At 60.1% G+C, this 19,384-nt stretch carries 19 protein-coding genes and 1 pseudogene; 5 read left to right on the forward strand and 15 right to left on the reverse strand.

From position 1 onward, the window contains the following. Nucleotides 1-5: 5 nt before the first annotated feature. The 3 genes from azoR (at nucleotide 6) to nadS (ending at nucleotide 1,472) form a co-directional block, all read left to right on the forward strand. Complete coding sequence (gene azoR / locus AS136_RS17345; RefSeq protein WP_002902889.1) at nucleotides 6-611, forward strand: FMN-dependent NADH-azoreductase; 606 nt, start codon at nucleotides 6-8, stop codon at nucleotides 609-611. 242 nt (nucleotides 612-853) lie between these two features. Further along, nucleotides 854-1,186 carry a type II toxin-antitoxin system RelE/ParE family toxin gene (locus AS136_RS17350; RefSeq protein WP_008805112.1) on the forward strand — a complete coding sequence of 111 codons (333 nt, stop codon included), beginning with the start codon at nucleotides 854-856 and terminating at the stop codon, nucleotides 1,184-1,186. Nucleotide 1,187: 1 nt separating this feature from the next. Then, complete coding sequence (gene nadS, locus AS136_RS17355) at nucleotides 1,188-1,472, forward strand: NadS family protein (RefSeq protein ID WP_023297513.1); 285 nt, start codon at nucleotides 1,188-1,190, stop codon at nucleotides 1,470-1,472. A 32-nt stretch (nucleotides 1,473-1,504) separates the two neighbouring features. Here nadS and paaY read toward each other — a convergent pair whose 3' ends face one another. The 13 genes from paaY to paaA all read right to left on the reverse strand — a co-directional run bounded on the left by paaY (nucleotide 1,505) and on the right by paaA (nucleotide 12,655). Continuing rightward, nucleotides 1,505-2,101: a phenylacetic acid degradation protein PaaY gene (paaY, locus tag AS136_RS17360; protein ID WP_008805114.1), complete on the reverse strand. Its 597-nt coding sequence runs from the start codon at nucleotides 2,099-2,101 to the stop codon at nucleotides 1,505-1,507. A gap of 9 nt (nucleotides 2,102-2,110) precedes the next feature. Next, on the reverse strand, nucleotides 2,111-3,037 hold the full coding sequence (gene paaX / locus AS136_RS17365) for a phenylacetic acid degradation operon negative regulatory protein PaaX (RefSeq protein ID WP_162493262.1): 927 nt from the start codon (nucleotides 3,035-3,037) through the stop codon (nucleotides 2,111-2,113). Between the two features lie 99 nt (nucleotides 3,038-3,136). Then, nucleotides 3,137-4,453, reverse strand: a complete 1,317-nt coding sequence (gene paaK, locus AS136_RS17370; protein WP_023322520.1) for a phenylacetate--CoA ligase PaaK — start codon at nucleotides 4,451-4,453, stop codon at nucleotides 3,137-3,139. Nucleotides 4,454-4,479: 26 nt separating this feature from the next. Beyond that, nucleotides 4,480-5,685: a 3-oxoadipyl-CoA thiolase gene (pcaF, locus tag AS136_RS17375; protein ID WP_023322519.1), complete on the reverse strand. Its 1,206-nt coding sequence runs from the start codon at nucleotides 5,683-5,685 to the stop codon at nucleotides 4,480-4,482. After that, nucleotides 5,685-6,107 carry a hydroxyphenylacetyl-CoA thioesterase PaaI gene (paaI, locus tag AS136_RS17380; protein ID WP_023322518.1) on the reverse strand — a complete coding sequence of 141 codons (423 nt, stop codon included), beginning with the start codon at nucleotides 6,105-6,107 and terminating at the stop codon, nucleotides 5,685-5,687. Before paaI ends, pcaF begins: the two co-directional genes overlap by 1 nt. After that, nucleotides 6,097-7,518: a 3-hydroxyacyl-CoA dehydrogenase gene (locus AS136_RS17385; protein ID WP_023322517.1), complete on the reverse strand. Its 1,422-nt coding sequence runs from the start codon at nucleotides 7,516-7,518 to the stop codon at nucleotides 6,097-6,099. Before AS136_RS17385 ends, paaI begins: the two co-directional genes overlap by 11 nt. A gap of 3 nt (nucleotides 7,519-7,521) precedes the next feature. After that, the gene (paaG, locus tag AS136_RS17390) at nucleotides 7,522-8,310 is read right to left on the reverse strand and encodes a 2-(1,2-epoxy-1,2-dihydrophenyl)acetyl-CoA isomerase PaaG (RefSeq protein ID WP_023322516.1); all 789 of its coding nucleotides are present in this window, start codon (nucleotides 8,308-8,310) and stop codon (nucleotides 7,522-7,524) included. Nucleotides 8,311-8,312: 2 nt separating this feature from the next. Then, nucleotides 8,313-9,080: a 2,3-dehydroadipyl-CoA hydratase PaaF gene (gene paaF / locus AS136_RS17395; RefSeq protein WP_023322515.1), complete on the reverse strand. Its 768-nt coding sequence runs from the start codon at nucleotides 9,078-9,080 to the stop codon at nucleotides 8,313-8,315. Then, nucleotides 9,077-10,147, reverse strand: a complete 1,071-nt coding sequence (gene paaE / locus AS136_RS17400; RefSeq protein WP_008805122.1) for a 1,2-phenylacetyl-CoA epoxidase subunit PaaE — start codon at nucleotides 10,145-10,147, stop codon at nucleotides 9,077-9,079. Before paaE ends, paaF begins: the two co-directional genes overlap by 4 nt. A 7-nt stretch (nucleotides 10,148-10,154) precedes the next feature. Beyond that, complete coding sequence (gene paaD, locus AS136_RS17405; protein ID WP_016160908.1) at nucleotides 10,155-10,652, reverse strand: 1,2-phenylacetyl-CoA epoxidase subunit PaaD; 498 nt, start codon at nucleotides 10,650-10,652, stop codon at nucleotides 10,155-10,157. 11 nt (nucleotides 10,653-10,663) lie between these two features. Continuing rightward, entirely contained in the window at nucleotides 10,664-11,419 is a 756-nt protein-coding gene (gene paaC / locus AS136_RS17410) for a 1,2-phenylacetyl-CoA epoxidase subunit PaaC (protein WP_021469861.1), read from the reverse strand. A gap of 7 nt (nucleotides 11,420-11,426) precedes the next feature. After that, nucleotides 11,427-11,714, reverse strand: a complete 288-nt coding sequence (gene paaB / locus AS136_RS17415) for a 1,2-phenylacetyl-CoA epoxidase subunit PaaB (RefSeq protein ID WP_004224492.1) — start codon at nucleotides 11,712-11,714, stop codon at nucleotides 11,427-11,429. 11 nt (nucleotides 11,715-11,725) lie between these two features. Next, nucleotides 11,726-12,655 carry a 1,2-phenylacetyl-CoA epoxidase subunit PaaA gene (paaA, locus tag AS136_RS17420; protein ID WP_023322514.1) on the reverse strand — a complete coding sequence of 310 codons (930 nt, stop codon included), beginning with the start codon at nucleotides 12,653-12,655 and terminating at the stop codon, nucleotides 11,726-11,728. A gap of 286 nt (nucleotides 12,656-12,941) precedes the next feature. Between paaA and paaZ the strand changes: the two genes are divergently transcribed. Both paaZ and tynA read left to right on the forward strand, forming a co-directional pair. After that, nucleotides 12,942-14,987 carry a phenylacetic acid degradation bifunctional protein PaaZ gene (paaZ, locus tag AS136_RS17425; protein WP_063266877.1) on the forward strand — a complete coding sequence of 682 codons (2,046 nt, stop codon included), beginning with the start codon at nucleotides 12,942-12,944 and terminating at the stop codon, nucleotides 14,985-14,987. A 278-nt stretch (nucleotides 14,988-15,265) separates the two neighbouring features. Continuing rightward, nucleotides 15,266-17,533: pseudogene (tynA, locus tag AS136_RS17430) on the forward strand (primary-amine oxidase). A gap of 2 nt (nucleotides 17,534-17,535) precedes the next feature. On the opposite strand, the gene AS136_RS17435 reads toward tynA, so the two are convergent. Beyond that, the gene (locus AS136_RS17435) at nucleotides 17,536-18,519 is read right to left on the reverse strand and encodes a zinc-dependent alcohol dehydrogenase family protein (protein WP_162823412.1); all 984 of its coding nucleotides are present in this window, start codon (nucleotides 18,517-18,519) and stop codon (nucleotides 17,536-17,538) included. 22 nt (nucleotides 18,520-18,541) lie between these two features. Continuing rightward, on the reverse strand, nucleotides 18,542-19,360 hold the full coding sequence (locus tag AS136_RS17440; protein WP_023322510.1) for a phytanoyl-CoA dioxygenase family protein: 819 nt from the start codon (nucleotides 19,358-19,360) through the stop codon (nucleotides 18,542-18,544). Nucleotides 19,361-19,384 lie beyond the last annotated feature (24 nt).

Genomic DNA, 19,384 nt, shown 5'->3' on the forward strand with positions numbered 1-19,384 from the left:
CACCCATGAGCAAAGTATTAGTTCTGAAATCCAGTATTCTGGCAGGGTACTCACAATCTGGTCAGCTTTCCGACTATTTTGTTGAACAATGGCAGGAAAAACACCCGGGCGACGAGATCACCGTGCGTGACCTGGCCGCTAATCCGATCCCGGTTCTGGATGGTGAACTGGTTGGTGCCCTGCGTCCGAGCGACGCGCCGCTGACTCCGCGTCAGCAGGAAGCGCTGGCCCTTTCCGACGAGCTGATCGCCGAACTGAAAGGCAATGATGTGATTGTTATCGCTGCGCCAATGTACAACTTCAACATCCCGACGCAGCTGAAAAACTATTTTGACCTGGTGGCTCGCGCCGGCGTCACCTTCCGCTACACCGAGAAAGGGCCGGAAGGTCTGGTGACCGGTAAACGTGCGGTCGTCGTGACCAGCCGCGGCGGTATCCATAAAGATACCCCGACCGACCTGGTCACCCCGTACCTGTCCACCTTCCTCGGCTTCATCGGCATCACCGACGTGAACTTCGTGTTCGCCGAAGGTATCGCTTACGGCCCGGAAGTGGCGGCCAAAGCGCAGTCCGACGCGAAAGCGGCCATCGACAGCGTGGTTGCAGCCTAAGATTTCCACTCCCGCCGCCCGGCGGGAGTGTTTTTTCCCCTCGCCCATCCCCCTTTTACGAGCCGCCTCGTAAATTCACACATCATTCCAACGCCTTAAGCCACCAGCCTGTACCATGGCTGTCGCCGCGCGAATCTGGCTCACTCCCGGTCGCTGACGGCAACCGTTGTCATGGTCAAAAACAGGAGTGCGTACTATGTACACTCGATGGTGTACATGGTACCTTAGCAAGGAGCGTTTTCGTGTGTCATGCCATTGAATTTATCGAAACGTCGCTATTTACCCGCCAGATAAAACAGCTGGCCAGCGATGAAGATCTGAGGGCACTGCAGAGGCAACTCATAGGCAATCCGGATTTCGGCGATCTTATCCAGGATACCGGCGGGTTACGGAAAATAAGAATGGCGACAGGCTCACAGGGAAAAAGCGGCGGCGTGCGGGTGATTTATTTTCTGGCAACCCGCGAGATTATCTATCTCGTCTTAGCCTACCCGAAGCACACCAAAGAGAGCCTGAGCGCAGCGGAAAAAAACGAACTCAGGAAACTGACCCGGCGACTAAAAAATGAGGTTTGAAATGGGTTACTTCGACGAGCTTAAAGCGTCCCTGGAAGAGGCTGTTGAGATCAAAGACGGCAACAAGGCCCCAGCCCGAGCGACGCGCTATGAAGTTGCTGATGTGAAAGCCATCCGCACGCAGCTTAATGTTTCGCAGGCGGAAATGGCAAAAGCGCTGGGTACCAGCGTGGATACTATCAAAAGCTGGGAGTCCAGGCGGCGCAACCCGACAGGCCTGGCAGCAAAAGTACTGGCGGTTATCCAGGCCAACCCGGCGTTCTTTCGTGAACTGGCTGAGCACTAATCCACTGAGCCCCTCCGGGTTGCCCTGGAAAGTTAGCGCTGCGTTTTTGGCCGCAGGTTTTCATCAAACTCCAGTCGCTTACGCCCTGCTTCCACTTCCCGTAATGGCTCCACCTGATGCAGCGTCTGCTTACAGCGCTCCACCAGCACCTGGTATTCACGGGTACCCTGTTTTTTCCACGCCAGCTCCTGTTCGCTCAGGGTGCGAATCGCTTTTGCCGGGCTGCCGATAATCAGATGGTTGGCGGGCATCTCGGCGTTGGCTTTGACAAAGGCCGAAGCGCCGACAATGCTGTTTTCGCCAATGACCGCCCCGTCGATAATCACCGCGCTCATGCCCACCAGCGCGTTGCGGCCAATCACGCAGCCGTGCAGAATAGCGCCGTGACCGATGTGGCCATCCTCTTCCACCACCGTATCCTGGCCGGGGAAACCGTGCATGACGCAGTTGTCCTGAATATTGGCGCCGTCTTTGACCACGATGCGACCAAAATCGCCTCGCAGACTGGCGTTGGGTCCAACATAGACCCCTTTGCCGAGGATCACGTCGCCAATCAGCACGGCGGTTGGGTGGACGTAGCTCTCCTCCGGCACCACTGGCGTCAGCCCATCAATCTGATAAATCGGCATGCAACCTCCTTATGCGCCCGGCAAACCGCCAAAGCGCTGATAATAGAGCGGGCCCGGCGCCGGAAGCTCGCCCACCGAGCTTTCCCCTTTCTCGCTGACGAACGCCAGCGCGCCGGGATTCACGCGTTGATAAATATTGATACACAGCTGGCGGGCGGTTTGCCCCGCCCAGTGCGCCGGCAGCAGCTCCTCCGGCAGCAGCGGATCTTTGAGCACCACCCGGCGATAAAAATGGATCAGCAGCAGCTGGATCTGGAAACAGCGCTCAGGCGTCAGCTCGGCCGGGTCGCAGTCGCGCAGCAGCGGCAGTAACGGTCGGAATAGCGAGATGAAAGATTCATACATCTCGTTTTGTTCAGTGAGATGCCAGCACTCCTCCACGCGGCTGCGCAGCGCCGCACGGGAGAGCGCCAGCGGCGAATGGGCTTCAAAACAGATGACGTTTTCGGCGACGCCCGCTTCGTGGAGCAGCGACTGGACATCGGCCAGTTTTTGCGACGGCGAGGCCAGCAGGCTGGGCGCCAGCGCGCCAAAGCCCTGCCACAGCAGCTGCTTTTTGACGTCGGCGAGCACATTTTTCTCCAGGCCTTCCGAAAGCAGCAGCAGCCAGGTACCGTCCCATTCCGGGGCACTGGCGCGATAAATTTTATGTTCCGCGCGCCGGGTCAGGCGCAGCCCTTTATCGCTCAGGCGATAGAAGCTGCGCCGGCCGATACGGACGACATCGAGCCACTCTTCTTTATTGAGGCGAAATAGCGCGGTGCGGACAAAGCGCTCGCCGAAGCCTAATCCTTCCAGCAGCGCCGCAACGCTGCCCAGCCACACTTCCCCACCGCGCTGCAATAAAGCGTCGCCATACAGCGAGGCAATTAATGACGTGCCGCTGATCGGCATCGCCGTCACCGCTTGTTGAATAAAGGCGTCGAGTTTACTCATCTGATTCATTCTGTTGTTATTTTTTTCCTTTATGAATCATAGCACAGGAAATTCCCGGCTTACGGCGTAAAGGCCTCAGCCGGGTAACCGGGGAGAGAATTAACCGCTGACCACCGCTTTACGCAGGTCGAATACCCGACAGGCTTTCCCTTCAGAGCGAGGAATGCTGCCGCAGTTGACGATAGTAATATCGGTGGAGATCCCGACCATCGACTTAATGCGGTGACGCAACTGATGGCAAATCTGGCAGCGTTGTTCATGACTTAACGCCAGCCCGCTCTCTTTCAGCTCAACGCGTACCGCCAGCGAATCAAGATGACCGCGGCGATTGACCTCTAACTGATAGTGCGGCGCCAGGTGTTCAAACTTGAGGATCTCCTCTTCCAGCTGCGAGGGGAAGACGTTAACCCCGCGGATAATCAGCATATCGTCGCTGCGCCCGCTGATGCGATCCATGCGGCGCATGGTCCGCGCGGTTCCTGGCAGCAGGCGCGTCAGATCGCGGGTACGATAGCGGATCACCGGCAGCGCTTCTTTGGTCAACGTGGTAAACAGCAGTTCGCCATGCTCGCCATCTTCCAGCGGCGTACCGTCGTCCGGGTTGACGATTTCCGGGAAGAAGTGGTCTTCCCAGATGGTCGGGCCGTCAACGGTCTCCAGACACTCCATCGCTACGCCCGGACCCATGACTTCCGACAAACCGTAAATATCCAGGGCGGTGATCCCCAGGCGGCGCTCGATTTCCGCGCGCATCGCCAGCGTCCACGGCTCGGCGCCAAACACGCCGACCCGCAATGAACAACCGCGGGCATCGCCGCCCATCTGGCGCTCCAGCTCTTCAATCAGATTCAGACAATAAGACGGCGTCACCATGATCATATCCGGCTGAAAGTCGCGGATCAGCTGCGCCTGTTTTTCGGTCTGCCCGCCGGACATCGGGATCACCGTCGCGCCTAAGCGTTCCGCGCCGTAGTGCGCGCCAAGGCCGCCGGTAAACAGGCCGTAGCCGTAGGCGACGTGAATTTTATCTTTCGCCGTGCCGCCGGCGGCGCGCAGCGAACGGGCGACAATATTGGCCCAGTTATCAATATCGTTTTGCGTATATCCCACCACCGTCGGTTTGCCGGTGGTGCCGGAAGAGGCGTGAATGCGCACCACCTGCTCCATCGGCACCGCGAAGGTATCGAAGGGATAGTTGTCGCGCAGATCTTGTTTGGTGGTGCAGGGGAATTTTTTCAGATCGTTTAATTCCCGAAAGTCGTCAGGGTGCACGCCGGCGGCGTCGAATTTGCGGCGATACATCGGCACATTGTCATACGCATGCTTCAGCGTCCATTTCAGGCGCTGGGTTTGCAGAGCCTGCAGTTCATCACGCGATGCGGTTTCAATCGGATCTAATTTTGTAGTAGTTATCATTGTAGGGTACTCGCAGGTAAATTAGCTCACACTCGCTCGAGGATCATGGCAATGCCCTGACCCACGCCAATACACATCGTACACAGCGCATAACGCCCACCCCGGCGTTGCAGCTCAAGGCTGGCGCTCAGCGCCAGTCGCGCGCCGCTCATGCCCAGCGGATGACCTAACGCGATGGCGCCGCCGTTGGGATTCACGTGCGCCGCATCATCCGGCACGCCGAGTTGTCTGAGCACCCCCAGCGCCTGCGCGGCGAAGGCCTCATTCAGCTCTATCAGATCCATATCGTTAATATTGAGTCCGGCTCGCTCCAGCACTTTACGCACCGCAGGTACCGGCCCCAGCCCCATCAGGCGCGGTTCAACACCCGCCGTCGCCATCGCCACGATACGCGCGCGCGGCGTGAGCCCCTGGATAGCGGCCTGCTGTTCACTGGCGATAATCAGCGCCGCTGCGCCATCGTTAACGCCAGAAGCATTTCCAGCCGTAATGACTCCGCCTTTACGGAACGGCGCTTTTAATAGCGCGAGTTGCTCAAGCGTGGTTTCCGGGCGGGGATGCTCATCATCGCGTACCGCGCTGACCGCCCCTTTCTTGCCGATGATCTGCACCGGCACGATCTCCTGCGCCAGAATGCCGTCGCGCTGGGCCTGCGCCGTACGCTGCTGGCTGCGCCAGGCGAAAGCGTCCTGATCGATCCGGCTGATATTTAACAATTCAGCTACATTCTCGGCCGTTTCCGGCATGCTGTCAGTTCCGAAGTGTTGCGCCATGAGCGGGTTCACAAAACGCCAGCCAATCGTGGTATCGAAGAGTTCCGCCTGACGCTGATAAGGCGCGCTGGCTTTTCCCATCACGAACGGCGCGCGAGACATCGATTCCACGCCGCCGGCAATCAACAGATCGGCATCGCCGGCTTTGATCGCCCTGGCGGCAAAACCGATTGCATCCAGACCCGATCCGCACAAGCGGTTAATCGTGGTGCCCGGCACGGTATGCGGATAACCTGCCAACAACGTCGCCATGTGCGCCACGTTGCGGTTATCTTCACCGGCCTGGTTAGCACAACCGAAAATCACATCATCAATCGCTGCCGGGTCGAGCCCGGGGTTACGGCTCAGCAACTCACGTAGCGGGATCGCCGCCAGATCGTCGGCGCGGACGCCGGCCAGCGCGCCGCCGTAGCGGCCAATCGGCGTGCGGATCCCGTCACAAATAAAGGCGTCGCGCATTACACTTCTCCCGTGATTGTGCCGCCGATACGGTGCGATTTGCCGCGGAACAGGGCCACAATCTTTTGCTGTTGATTAACAATTTCGATGTCGTAGACGCCGGTCAGCTTGCCCTGCTGTTTGACTCTTGCGGTGGCGACCAGCCGGTCGCCGGCAAACGCCGGACGAAGAAAATCAATATTTGCCGCCGAAGCCACCGCCGCCAGCCCCTGGCTGTTACAGGCGTAGGCGAAAGCGGTATCGGCGAGCGTAAATAGCTGACCGCCGTGACAGGTTTGATGGCCGTTAAGCATGTCCGCCGAGACGGTCATGCTCATCTGCGCAAAACCATCGTCCATTTCGATAAGTTCGATCCCCATCTTTCTGGCGCAGGTATCTTTTTCGTACATCACGCGCGCGTTGCGCCACGCATCATTGCACATGGTGCTTCTCCATCAGCGCCTTCTGGCGCAACAGGGAACAGGGACGATAGCGCTCTTCGCCATAATGGTGTTGCAGGTTCTCCAGCAGTTGCAGCACCCGTCGCCAGCCAAGGCGTTCTCCCCATGCCAGCGGGCCGTGCGGATAATTGACGCCAAGGCGCATCGCGGTATCGATATCCTGCGGGCTGGCGACGCCTTTTTGCAGCGCATCCAGCGCTTCGTTAATCAGCATCGCCACCGTGCGCCACACCAGCAGGCCGGGATAATCGGCAATATGCAGGACTTTCTTGCCCTGCTGTTGGAAGTAATGCACGGCCTTATCAGTGGCCGCAGGCGCGTTGGTCGCCGCTGCGGCCAGCACCACCGTATCGCTGGCGCACAGGTCATACACCACCACCGGGCGGTGATGCTTAACGCTTAGCGCCAGCGCGGTCTCACCTTCGGTCTCCAGCAACAGCAGTTCGTCCAGCTCAGTGACACTGTCACTTATCGTCATCACGGATTGAGCGCCAATAGATACCGGCGGCAGCGCCGCGTTCGGCTGCGTCTCCGCGGGCCAGCGATAGACGCCGTGGCCGCTCTTTTTACCCAGCCGCCCGGCCAGCGCCAGCTCTTGCTGGAGGAGCGATGGCAGGTAGCGGCGGTCCTGCCAGAAGGCGTTAAACACCGAACAGGTCACGGCGAAATTGACGTCCTGGCCAATCAGATCAGTCAGCGCCAGGGGTCCCATCGGAAAACCGCCGCCGTCACGCAAAGCGGCATCGATAACCTCCGGGGCGGCAACCTGCTCTTCCAGCGCGCGCCAGGCCTCGGCGTAGAACGGACGCGCTACGCGGTTAACGATAAAACCGGGCGTTGAGCGGCAGCGTACCGGCTGTTTCCCCCAGCCGCTTACGCACTGGCACAGCTGCTCTACCACCTCAGCAGACGTCTCCAGGCCGCTGACCACCTCGACCAGCTTCATCACCGGCGCCGGATTAAAAAAGTGCAGCCCGGCCACCCGCTCCGGGTTTTTGACCCCGGCGGCGATGGCGGTAATCGAAATAGACGAAGTGTTACTGGTCAACAACGTTGACGGCGCGCAGATCTCCGCCAGCTGCGCGAACAGCGCCGTTTTGACCTCCAGCCGTTCAGAGGCCGCTTCAATCACTAAATCCGCGCCGGCAAGCGCGGCTAAATCGTGAGCCGGATGCAGGCGCGCCAGCAGCGCGTCGGCCTGCTCTGACGCCAGCTTGCCGCGCTCGACCCGCGACGCCAGACGCCTGGCAATGCCGTCGATCGCCCGGGCAATCGCGGTTTGATTAATATCGAAAATACGCACCGGATGTCCGGCGGCAGCGGCTACTTCGGCAATACCGGCTCCCATGGTGCCGCTGCCAATCACCGCCACGGTAGCTAAGGATGTTGTCATGGCCTATTTCCCGCTGAACTGTGGTGGCCGTTTGGCCAGAAACGCGCTGACGCCTTCGCGGTAATCATCGCTGCGTCCGGCCAGGCGCTGATAATCGCGCTCCAGATCCAGCTGCGCATCGAGACTGTTGGTTTCAGCAGCCAACAGCGCCTTTTTAATCAGCCCAAGACCAAACGTCGGCTGCGCCGCCAGATGACGCGCCAGCTGCAGACTGGTATCCGCCAGTTCTGAATCGTCCACCAGTTGCCAGATCATTCCCCACTGCGCGGCCTGTTCCGCGCTGAGGCTATCCCCCAGCAGCGCCAGCCCCATCGCGCGCGCGCGGCCGGCCACCCGCGGCAGGAACCAGCTACCGCCGCAGTCCGGCACCAGGCCGAGCTTGCTGAACGCCATCACAAATTTGGCCGAACGCGCGGCCAGCACGATATCGCAGCCCAGCGCCAGGGTGGCGCCAGCGCCGGCGGCAACGCCGTTGACCGCGCAGATAACCGGCTTCGGCAGCGCCGCCAGACGGCGCACTAACGGGTTGTAAAAGCGTTCTACCGACAGGCCGAGATCCGGCGGCGGGCCGCTGGGGTCGACATTGCGATCGTTCAAATCCTGGCCGGCGCAAAAGCCGCGACCGGCGCCGGTGATCAGCAGGCAACGTACGCCGTCATCACGCTCGGCCTGCTTTAGACATTCCGCCAGCTGGTGATGCATCAGATCGTTAAAACTGTTGAGACGGTCCGGGCGATTGAGGGTAATGGTCATGACGCCCTGTTCCACTGCGCTGAGAATGAAAGCTTCCACGATTAGCGTCCTTTAAAGTCCGGTGTACGTTTTTGTAAGAAGGCGTCGATGCCTTCGCGGCGGTCCTCGGTGGCGCTCAGCAGGCTAAACAGCTGACGCTCCTGTTGCAGACCGGCCTGCAGGCTGACTTCCTGCGACAGGCGCAGCGACTGTTTTGCCGCCCGTAGCGCCAGCGGCGAATGGCGGGCGATGGTGGCGGCCAGCTTCAGGGCATACTCATCGGTTAACGCCGCCGGATGGATATCGCTGACCAGCCCGGCCTGCTGCGCCTGGTGGGCGTCAATACTCTCGCCGCTCAGCACCATCCGGCTGGCCAGCGCCTTGCCAACGCTGCGGATCAGCCGCTGGGTGCCGCCCGCGCCCGGCATAATGCCGAGGGTAATTTCCGGCAGGCCAAAACGGGCGTTGTCGCCGGCGACAATCAGGTCACACAGCAGGGCCAGCTCGCAGCCGGCGCCAAGCGCGTAGCCGTTGACCGAAGCGATGAGCGGTTTAGTGAAAGCATCAATTCGTGTCCACAACCGTGGGCGAATATCATCCAGGGTGGCAGGCAGATCTTTTTCCGCCATCTCATTGAGGTCGGCCCCGGCGGCAAAAAAACGCGGGTTGCCGCTGATAACGCAGACGCCGACGCTGTCATCAACTGCCGCGGCCTCCAGCGCCTCGGCAATCTGGGTTAATAAGGCATTGTTCAGCGCGTTGCGGGCCTGCGGGCGGTTCAGCGTCAGCTGAAGCACCCGGCCATGACGGTGGATCAGCAGGTCACTCATGCCATCCCCCGCGCGTCAAAGTCGACCACCACATCGCCGCTGGTCGGCAACGACTGGCAGCTCAGGACATATCCCGCCGCCAGCTCATCTGCTTCCAGGCTGTAATTGGCGGCCATCGCCACTTCACCGCGTAGCACTTTGCATTTACAGGTGGCGCATACCCCGCCCTTACAGGCGAACGGCAGATCGGCGCCCTGACGCAATGCGGCATCCAGGATGCTGTCGTCTTCGGCGCTGAGGGCGATAAGCCGATCTCGCCCGTCCTGGCGGATGGTCACCGTGCGCCCTTCCGCCTGCACGCCGGCGGCGCGCTTCACATTGCCGCCTGGTGTATTAAAGCGTTCGAGATGAATCGATTTCTCCGCTACGCCAAGTTCACGTAACGCCGCTTCCGCCTCATCCATCATCGCCGCCGGACCGCAGATAAAAGCCTCGTCGAAACGGCTAAAATCCAGCAGATGGTCAGCGAGCTGGCGCAGTTTGTCGCCGTCAATGCGCCCCTGTAGCAGATCGCTGTCCATCGACTCCTGGCTAAACAGGTGTATCACCTGCAGGCGCTGCGGATAGCGGTCTTTTAAATCGGCCAGCGCCTGGCGGAACATCATGCTATGGCTGCTGCGGTTGCCGTAGATCAGCGTGAAGCGGCTTTGCGGCTCGGTCGCCAGCGTCGCGCTCATGATCGCCATCATCGGCGTGATCCCGGAACCGGCGGCAATCGCCAGATATTCACCCTGCCGTTCAGCCTGCGGTTGATAACCGAAATGCCCCTGCGGCACCATCACCTCCAGCTCCATACCCTGCTGGATATCGTGCTGGGCGTAGCGCGAAAAGCGCCCGCCGTCGATAGCTTTGACCGCGACGCTAATTTCGCCTGGCGTGCGGCTGCGACAAATGGAGTAACAGCGGCGCAGTTCTTCGCCGCCCAGACGGGCTTTTAGCGTCAGATGCTGGCCCGGGCGAAAGCAGTACTCCGCCTGCAGGGCTTGCGGGATCGCAAAAGTGATGGTCACCGCATCGCGGGTTTCCGGCTCGACTCTCGCCACCTTAAGCGAATGGAACGTCGTCATGGCAACCTCAAATACATTTAAAGTAATCAAAAGGTTCCCGGCAGCTGTCGCAGCGATAGAGCGCTTTGCAGGCCGTGGAACCGAATTCGCTAATCAGCGAGGTATGGGTGCTGCCGCAGCGCGGACAGCTCACCTCAACGGGCATGTCCGCATGGCAGGCGTGCCCCTGGGGCGGGCTGATGCCGTACTGGCGCAGGCGCTCGCGGGCCTCCTGACTCATCCAGTCGGTGGTCCACGGCGGATCCAGCTGCAGGACGATATGCACCGGCAGAAAGCCATGCTCGCTCATGACCGTACGGATCTCGCCCAGCAGATGCTCCGTCGCCGGACAGCCCGAATAGGTCGGGGTAAAGCCAATCACCCACCCGTCGCCGTGGCGCGCGACGCTGCGCACCATACCGAGGTCGGTGATGGTGAGTACCGGCACTTCCGGATCCGGGATCGCGCTTAATAATCCCCAGATGGTACGAACTTCAGCAGGAGCGATGTCGGCAAGACGTTGCATAGTCACCTCACTTACCACTGCAGTCCGGGATGCGAACGCTGCAGATATTGCATCTCCGCCAGCAGCGGGCCGAGATGTTCACTGTGCAGCCCCTGTTTGCCGCCGCTGCGGAAGGCCGCTTCCTGCGGGATTTGTAAGCCGGAGTCGAGCAGCGCCGTGTGTACCGCGCTTTGCCATTCGGCCTGAAGCTCACGCGGATCAACCGCAATGCCCTGCTCAACCAGGCTGAGATCCACTTCATCGGCAAGGAACAGTTCGCCGGTGAAGCGCCACAGATTGTCGACCGCCTGCTGCATTTTGCGATTTGATAACTCGGTGCCGTTACCCAGACGCTCCAGCCAGCCGCGGCTAAAGCGCTGGTGGTAACGCACCTCTTTCAGCCCTTTGGCGGCAATGGCCGCCAGCTGCGCGTCGCGGCTGTTCACCAGCCGGCTGTACAGGGCGACGTGCCAGACATCGATAAAGAACTGGCGGGCGATAGTGTCGGCAAAATTGCCGTTTGGCTGCTCCACCAGCAGCAGGTTGCTGTACTGGCGCTCATCGCGGCCAAAGGCCAGCGTATCTTCGTCGCCGCAGCCGTTAAGCTCGGCGGCATAGCTTAAAAAATTGCGCGCCTGGCCGAGCAGGTCGAGGCCGATGTTGGCCAGCGCAAGATCGATCTCGAGCTCGGGAGCATGGCCGCACCAGGCGCCTAAACGCTGGGCCAGAACCAGACCATTGTCGCCAAGCCGCAGGGCGTAGGTGGCTACGGGGTTAGGGTTATTCATCGCCGCCTCACATGTGTTCCATGCCGTCCGGCACGGTATAGAAAGTCGGATGACGGTAGACTTTGCTTTCCGCCGGGTCGAAGAATTCGCCGCGCTCTTCCGGCTGCGAAGCAACGATTTCGCTGGCCTTCACCACCCAAATTGAGCAGCCTTCGCTGCGGCGGGTATAGGCATCGCGGGCATTCTCCAGCGCCATTTGATCATCAGCGGCGTGCAGACTGCCGACGTGACGATGGGATAACCCCTGTTTGCTGCGAACGAACACTTCATATAACGGCCAGTAAACTTTGCTCATGTTGTCTCTCCTCATGCCGCGCTGCGGGCCTGCTGTTTTTGCGCATGGGCCAGCGCGGCCTCGCGCACCCACTCGCCCTCTTCCCAGGCCTTACGCTTGGCGGCCAGCCGCTCGTGATTGCAAATCCCACGGCCGCTAATCACCTCGTTAAATTCCTGCCAGTCGATTTCGCCGAAGCGGTAGTGGCCGCTGGCTTCATCAAACTGCAAATCCGGGTCCGGGACGGTCATACCGAGGATCTCTACCTGCGGCACGGTGTTATCGACGAAGCGCTGACGTAGCTCGTCGTTGGAGTGCAGTTTGATTTTCCACGCCATGCTGCGGGCGCTGTTCGGCGAGTTGTCATCGTTGGGGCCAAACATCATCAGCGCCGGCCACCAGAAACGGTTAATGGCGTCCTGCAGCATCTGCCGCTGCACGTCATTGCCCTGCGCCAGCGCCATGCAGGCTTCAAAACCCTGACGCTGGTGAAAGCTCTCTTCTTTGCAGATTTTGACTATCGCCCGGGCATAGGGGCCATAGGAGGTCCGGCACAGCGCCACCTGGTTGACGATGGCCGCGCCATCGACCAGCCAGCCGATCACGCCGATATCCGCCCAGCTCAGGGTCGGGTAGTTAAAAATGGAGGAATATTTCATCTGCCCGTCGAGCATTTTCTGATACAGGTCTTCCCGCGCGCAGCCCAGCGTTTCCGCGGCGCTATAGAGATAAAGCCCATGCCCGGCCTCATCCTGTACCTTAGCCAGCAGGATCGCTTTGCGGCGCAGCGTCGGCGCGCGGGTGATCCAGTTGCCTTCCGGCAGCATGCCGACGATTTCCGAGTGCGCGTGCTGGCCTATCTGCCGAATCAAGGTCTTACGGTAGGCATCCGGCATCCAGTCCTGCGGTTCGATGGCCGTTTCCTGCGCGATGCGCTGGTCAAAGCGTTGTTCTTCTGTCACGTCATCACCTTTATGATTCCGATATTCACAACAAAAACATTTATGCGAATCACTTTGTTTATTGAAGGTTACATATTGGTTAAATAAAACCACAAATTTTGTTTGCTCCTTTTGTGATGATAACCGCAAAACCTTTTGTAAACAGCTGATAAATCAGTAGCATAAACGCAACGCCCCACCAGCCGCCGATCACAATGTTAATAAATTATTAAATATAGACTTGATTTTTATGATTCATAAAAGAACTATTTATAGATATCACACGTAACATATTTGGAGATTTGCGATGCAGCAGTTAGCCAGCTACTTATCCGGCGCCTGGCAGACCGGCCGGGGGCGCGCCCGTACTATCCATCACGCCATCACCGGCGCGGCGCTGTGGGAGGTGACCAGTGAAGGCCTGGATATGGCGCAGGCGCGCCGCTTCGCGATTGAGCGCGGCGGTAAAGGTCTGCAAGCCATGACCTTTATTGAACGCAGCGCGATGTTAAAAGCGGTAGCAAAACGGCTGCTGGAGCAGAAAGACGAGTTCTACGCCATCTCCGCGCAAACCGGCGCGACCCGCGCCGACAGCTGGGTGGATATTGAAGGCGGCATCGGCACCCTTTTCACCTATGCCGGGCTCGGTAGTCGCGAATTGCCGGACGATCTCCTGTGGCCGGAGGACGAGCTCATCCCGCTCTCCAAACAAGGGGGTTTTGCCGCGCGTCACGTGCTGACCTCGAAATCAGGCGTCGCCGTACATATCAACGCCTTCAACTTCCCCTGCTGGGGAATGCTGGAAAAACTGGCGCCGACCTGGCTTGCCGGCATGCCGGCGATCATTAAACCGGCCACCGCTACCGCCCAGCTTACCCAGGCGATGGTGAAAGCGATTGTCGACAGCGGCCTGGTGCCGGAAGGCGCCATCAGCCTGATTTGCGGCGGCGCGGGCGATCTTCTCGACCATCTCGATAGCCAGGACGTGGTGACCTTTACCGGCTCTGCCGCCAGCGGCCAGCAGCTACGGTCGCATCCTAACCTGGTGGCCAAATCGATTCCCTTTACCATGGAAGCAGATTCGCTCAACTGCTGCGTATTAGGTGAAGACGTCACGCCAGAGCAACCTGAATTCGCGCTGTTTATTCGGGAAGTGGTTCGCGAGATGACGGCGAAAGCCGGGCAAAAATGTACCGCTATCCGCAGAATCATCGTGCCACTGGCTCAGATTAATGCGATTAGCGATGCACTGATCTCCCGCCTGCATAAAGTAACCGTCGGTGACCCTGCGCAGGAGGGCATTAAGATGGGGGCCCTGGTTAATCGCGAACAGCGTCAGGATGTGCAGGATAACGTCAATAAACTGATCGCTGCCGGCTGCGAAGCGCTGCTCGGCGGACAGGCAGATCTTAATGCTGATGGCGCATTCTTCCCGCCGACCCTGTTGTACTGCTCACAGCCGGATGAAACGCCGGCAGTCCACGCCATTGAAGCTTTTGGCCCGGTGGCGACGCTGATGCCGTATCGTGACCGCCAGCATGCGCTGACGCTGGCGCGCGCCGGCGGCGGCAGTCTGGCCGGGACGCTGGTCACCGCCAGCGGCGAGCTGGCGCGCGAGTTTATCCTTGGCGCCGCGCGCGCGCATGGCCGAATTCAGATCCTTAACGAGGAGTCCTCGGCAGAGTCGACCGGCCACGGTTCGCCGCTGCCGCAGCTGGTACACGGCGGCCCTGGCCGCGCTGGCGGCGGAGAAGAGCTTGGCGGGCTGCGCTCGGTGAAACACTATATGCAGCGTACCGCCGTCCAGGGCAGCCCAACGATGCTGGCGACCATCGGCCAGCAGTGGGTGCGTGGCGCGCAGGTTAGCGAAGACTGCATTCACCCGTTCCGTAAATACTTCGAAGAGATCCAGCCTGGCGATAGCTTATTAACCCCGCGGAGAACCCTCACCGAAGCGGATATCGTTAACTTCGCCTGCCTGAGCGGCGACCATTTCTATGCGCACATGGACAAAATCGCCGCCGCTGAGTCGATTTTCGGCGAGCGGGTGGTCCACGGTTATTTCCTGATCTCCGCTGCGGCCGGGCTGTTCGTCGATGCCGGCGTCGGGCCGGTTATCGCCAACTACGGGATGGAAAACCTGCGCTTTATTGAGCCGGTCAAACCGGGAGACACCATTCAGGTTCGCCTGACCTGTAAGCGGAAAACGGTCAAACGTCAGCGCAGCGCCGATGAGAAAGCCACCGGCGTGGTGGAATGGGCGGTGGAGATTTTCAACCAGCACCAGCAGGCGGTGGCGCTGTATTCCATTCTGACCCTGGTGGCGCGCCAGCAAGGGGATTTTCCGACGTGATGCGCTGAAAATCGCCCGGCGGCGCTGCGCTTGCGCGGGCCTACAGACAGTCAGACCCGGTTGGGTAGGCCGGGTAAGGCGTCAGCCGCCACCCGGCAAAAAATCGGCGCACGTTCTCAATGCCTCTGCGGAGGCATTTTTTACGCCCGTCTGGCAAAACTGACAAACAAGCTGGCAAAAGCAAACAAACGCCCCGGCGCCGCTGGCTGGTAGCTTAAAGGTAACAAAGCCGACATTCGCAGCGGCAAGAGACAACACAACAATAAGATGAGGTCACAATGGCAAACGGCTTGAAATTTTCTCCTCGTAAAACCGCGCTGGCGCTGGCCGTGGCGGTGGTTTGCGCCTGGCAATCACCGGTCTTCGCCCACGGCAGCGAAGCCCACATGGTACCGCTGGATAAAACGCTGCAGGCGTTCGGCGCCGATGTGCAGTGGGATGACTACGCGCAGATGTTTACCCTGATAAAAGACGGCGCTTACGTTAAAGTGAAGCCCGGCGCCAAAACCGCGATCGTCAACGGTAAAACCCTTGACCTGCAGGTGCCGGTGGTAATGAAGGAAGGAAAAGCCTGGGTCTCCGATACCTTTATCAACGATGTCTTCCAGTCCGGTCTCGATCAGACCTTCCAGGTGGAAAAGCGCCCTCACCCGTTAAACTCGCTCTCGGCGGCGGAAATCAGTGAAGCGGTGACCATTGTTAAAGCCGCGCCGGAATTCCAGCCCAATACCCGCTTTACCGAAATTTCCCTGCACGAGCCGGATAAAGCGGCGGTGTGGGCCTTTGCCCTGCAGGGAACACCCGTTGACGCCCCGCGCACCGCCGATGTGGTGATGCTGGATGGTAAACATGTCATTGAAGCCGTCGTCGATCTGCAAAACAAAAAAATTCTCTCCTGGACGCCAGTTAAAGGCGCCCACGGGATGGTACTGCTCGATGATTTTGTCAGCGTGCAGAACATCATCAACGCCAGCAGCGAATTCGCTGAGGTGCTGAAAAAGCACGGTATTACCGATCCAGGCAAAGTGGTCACCACCCCGCTCACCGTTGGCTATTTTGATGGCAAAGATGGCCTGCAACAGGATGCGCGTCTGCTGAAGGTGGTCAGTTATCTCGATACCGGCGACGGCAACTACTGGGCGCACCCGATTGAAAACCTGGTGGCGGTGGTCGACCTTGAAGCGAAGAAAATTATCAAAATTGAGGAAGGCCCGGTGATCCCGGTTCCGATGGAACCCCGTCCGTATGATGGCCGCGACCGCAACGCCCCGGCGGTGAAACCGCTGGATATTACGGAACCAGAGGGCAAAAACTACACCATTACCGGGGATACCATTCACTGGCAGAACTAGGATTTCCACCTGCGCCTTAACTCGCGCGTCGGGCCAATCCTCTCGACGGTGACCTACAACGATAACGGCACAAAACGCCAGGTGATGTATGAAGGTTCCCTCGGCGGGATGATCGTCCCCTACGGCGACCCGGACGTCGGCTGGTATTTCAAAGCCTACCTCGACTCCGGCGATTACGGTATGGGCACCCTGACCTCGCCGATTGTGCGCGGCAAGGACGCGCCATCGAATGCGGTACTGCTGGATGAAACCATCGCCGATTACACCGGCAAACCGACCACGATTCCAGGCGCGGTCGCCATATTCGAACGCTATGCCGGGCCGGAATATAAGCACCTGGAAATGGGCAAGCCCAACGTCAGTACCGAACGCCGGGAACTGGTGGTACGCTGGATCAGTACCGTCGGGAACTATGATTATATCTTTGACTGGGTGTTCCACGACAACGGCACCATCGGTATCGACGCCGGCGCCACCGGGATTGAAGCCGTCAAAGGCGTGATGGCGAAGACCATGCACGACCCCAGCGCCAAAGAGGATACCCGCTACGGGACGCTGATCGACCATAATATTGTCGGCACCACCCACCAGCACATCTATAACTTCCGCCTCGACCTCGACGTGGACGGCGAAAACAACACCCTGGTGGCGATGGATCCTGAAGTGAAGCCCAACACCGCCGGTGGCCCGCGCACCAGTACCATGCAGGTGAATCAGTACACCATTGACAGCGAGCAGAAAGCGGCGCAGAAATTCGACCCGGGAACCATTCGCCTGCTGAGCAACACCAGCAAAGAGAACCGCATGGGCAACCCGGTCTCTTATCAGATTATCCCTTATGCCGGCGGTACGCACCCGGCGGCGACCGGCGCGAAGTTCGCCCCGGACGAGTGGATCTACCATCGCCTGAGCTTTATGGATAAACAGCTGTGGGTGACGCGCTACCACCCGACAGAGCGTTATCCGGAAGGGAAATACCCGAACCGTTCCGCCCAGGATACTGGCTTAGGGCAGTACGCAAAGGATGATGAGTCGCTGACTAACCACGACGACGTCGTGTGGATCACCACCGGCACCACTCACGTGGCGCGCGCCGAAGAGTGGCCGATCATGCCGACCGAATGGGCGCACGCCCTGCTGAAGCCGTGGAACTTCTTTGACGAAACCCCAACCCTTGGCGAGAAGAAAAAGTAATCTTAACCGGCGGTGAAATCGAGCAGGATTTTACCGCCTCTTCCCGGCTGGTCGGCGGCGGTAATTGCCTCACACCAGTCGTTCAACGCTATGCGCTGGGCCGGCGGCTGGGTGGTCGTTGGCAAGCGCAGCCAAATCTCGTCAAACGCCGCCCGCCACGCCGCCACGCTGAGTGTCGGCAACGCCTCCCGCAGATGAAACTTGCGCACCGTCGCGCTACCGCGCGTCTGGGTCAGCGGCCGCCCGGATAACAGCCCATAGGAGATCAGGGTCGACGATGCGGGCAGCACCGACAGCAGCGTATTCGCCAGTTCGCCGCCCACCGCGTCAAACACCAGATCGCTGTGTTGGCTGACCTTCTCCATCAGCGCCCGGTCGGTATCGAGGATCGGATAGATCCCGGCCTGTTCCAGGCGCGCCCGGTGCTGCGGCGAGCGAATAATCCCGCTCACCGAGCGGGCGCCCATCGCCAGCGCCCACTGTCCCAGCAGGCTGGCGCAGGAGGACGATGCCGCGGTCAGCACAAGGTGTTTTCCGGCAACCGGCCAGCGCTTGAGCATCAGCATAGCCGTCAGCGGATTGATATACCCGCGGGCGGCCAGCAGATCGTCAACCGCTGGCGGCACCGGCACCAGCCAGGTCTCATCCAGATCGATAAACCGCTGCCAGGTGCCGCCTCCGCGCAGAGGCAGCACCCGCTGTCCCGCGGACAGCCGGCTGCCGTATGGCGCGGCGACCACCTCGCCAAGGCCTTCATAGCCAGCGACGGCCGGCAGTCGGGTGCGGTGGCGATAGGCGCCGGTCACGGGGATCAAATCCGAGGGATTCACCGGGGCATAGCGCATCCTGACCCGCACCCGTCCGCCCGCCAGCGGCGCCAGCGGCAGGCGTTTCAGGGTCAGCACAGCGGCCGGCGGCCCGTAGCGATCATAAACAATGGCGTCGTTGAACATCGACAGGCTCCAGACAGCGAAAGGCGGGATCATAGCAGATCCCGCCGCCAGTGGCTCACGCCCGCGGCCAAACCAGGGGGAACAGCGGGGAATCCAGCGGGTCGCCGTCCCGCAGGGTCAGCTCGGGGAACGGTGGCGACGTCACGCCGCCGCGATCGGCAAACGCGGCGTCATCCCCCACCCAGCGGGCGGAGAAGACCCGTCGCGCCCGCGCGCCGGGGTTGCCGCGGGCGCCATGGACGGTGCGGAAATGGAAGGCCACCGCATCCCCCGGCTCCAGCGCCCAGCTGACGATATCGTATTCGTCCTCATGGGCGTCGATATCCGGCAGGGTGCTGAACCGGGTGTGCTCGTAAAGCTTAGTGCCATTGAAACGGGTAGGACTGAACTCCTCCTCCCAGCGATGCGACCCGCGAATGCAACGCAGCGAGGTGGCCTCCGCCACCGGGTCCAGCGGGATCCAGAAGCTGACGTTCTGTCTGCCGGAGACGCAATAGTAAGGCTGGTCATGATGCCAGGGAGTCACCGTGCTGCCTCCGGCCGGTTTGACCAGCGTATGTTCATGGAAAAATTTCGCCGTCTGCGACTGCATCAGCGCCGCCGCGATCTCGGCGGCCGCTGACTGAAAGACAAACTCGCTAAACGCCGGGATCCGCGACCAGTTGCAGTAGTCCTGAAAAAAAGGCGGCGAACCATCTTTGGGGATCACCGTGCGCGCATGACCATACTCGCTGGGGCTGGCCATCAGCGCCGTGACCCCCTCGGCGAGGCGATCGACCCAGGGGGTAAAGACGCCTTTTAATAACACCGCGCCATCCGCCTGCCAGCGGTCGATGGTCGCTTGATCGATGTGGGGAGAGTGTTGATTGTGCATCGCTTGGGTTCCTGTGTTGAGGGA

Origin of the sequence: Klebsiella sp. D5A (genome assembly GCF_001620885.1) — a bacterium.
GTDB classification, from domain to species: Bacteria; Pseudomonadota; Gammaproteobacteria; order Enterobacterales; family Enterobacteriaceae; genus Klebsiella; species Klebsiella variicola.

Excerpts from the sequence above, each read along its gene's own strand:
- AS136_RS17385 (WP_023322517.1), bottom strand. The coding sequence starts at position 7,518 with ATGACAACATCCTTAGCTACCGTGGCGGTGATTGGCAGCGGCACCATG.
- azoR (WP_002902889.1), top strand. The coding sequence starts at position 6 with ATGAGCAAAGTATTAGTTCTGAAATCCAGTATTCTGGCAGGGTACTCA.
- paaC (WP_021469861.1), bottom strand. The coding sequence starts at position 11,419 with ATGAATAACCCTAACCCCGTAGCCACCTACGCCCTGCGGCTTGGCGAC.
- paaZ (WP_063266877.1), top strand. The coding sequence starts at position 12,942 with ATGCAGCAGTTAGCCAGCTACTTATCCGGCGCCTGGCAGACCGGCCGG.
- AS136_RS17440 (WP_023322510.1), bottom strand. The coding sequence starts at position 19,360 with ATGCACAATCAACACTCTCCCCACATCGATCAAGCGACCATCGACCGC.
- nadS (WP_023297513.1), top strand. The coding sequence starts at position 1,188 with ATGGGTTACTTCGACGAGCTTAAAGCGTCCCTGGAAGAGGCTGTTGAG.
- paaX (WP_162493262.1), bottom strand. The coding sequence starts at position 3,037 with ATGAGTAAACTCGACGCCTTTATTCAACAAGCGGTGACGGCGATGCCG.
- paaE (WP_008805122.1), bottom strand. The coding sequence starts at position 10,147 with ATGACGACGTTCCATTCGCTTAAGGTGGCGAGAGTCGAGCCGGAAACC.
- AS136_RS17435 (WP_162823412.1), bottom strand. The coding sequence starts at position 18,519 with ATGATCCCGCCTTTCGCTGTCTGGAGCCTGTCGATGTTCAACGACGCC.
- paaF (WP_023322515.1), bottom strand. The coding sequence starts at position 9,080 with ATGAGTGACCTGCTGATCCACCGTCATGGCCGGGTGCTTCAGCTGACG.
- paaD (WP_016160908.1), bottom strand. The coding sequence starts at position 10,652 with ATGCAACGTCTTGCCGACATCGCTCCTGCTGAAGTTCGTACCATCTGG.
- paaI (WP_023322518.1), bottom strand. The coding sequence starts at position 6,107 with ATGTGCAATGATGCGTGGCGCAACGCGCGCGTGATGTACGAAAAAGAT.
- paaB (WP_004224492.1), bottom strand. The coding sequence starts at position 11,714 with ATGAGCAAAGTTTACTGGCCGTTATATGAAGTGTTCGTTCGCAGCAAA.
- paaK (WP_023322520.1), bottom strand. The coding sequence starts at position 4,453 with ATGATAACTACTACAAAATTAGATCCGATTGAAACCGCATCGCGTGAT.
- paaY (WP_008805114.1), bottom strand. The coding sequence starts at position 2,101 with ATGCCGATTTATCAGATTGATGGGCTGACGCCAGTGGTGCCGGAGGAG.
- pcaF (WP_023322519.1), bottom strand. The coding sequence starts at position 5,685 with ATGCGCGACGCCTTTATTTGTGACGGGATCCGCACGCCGATTGGCCGC.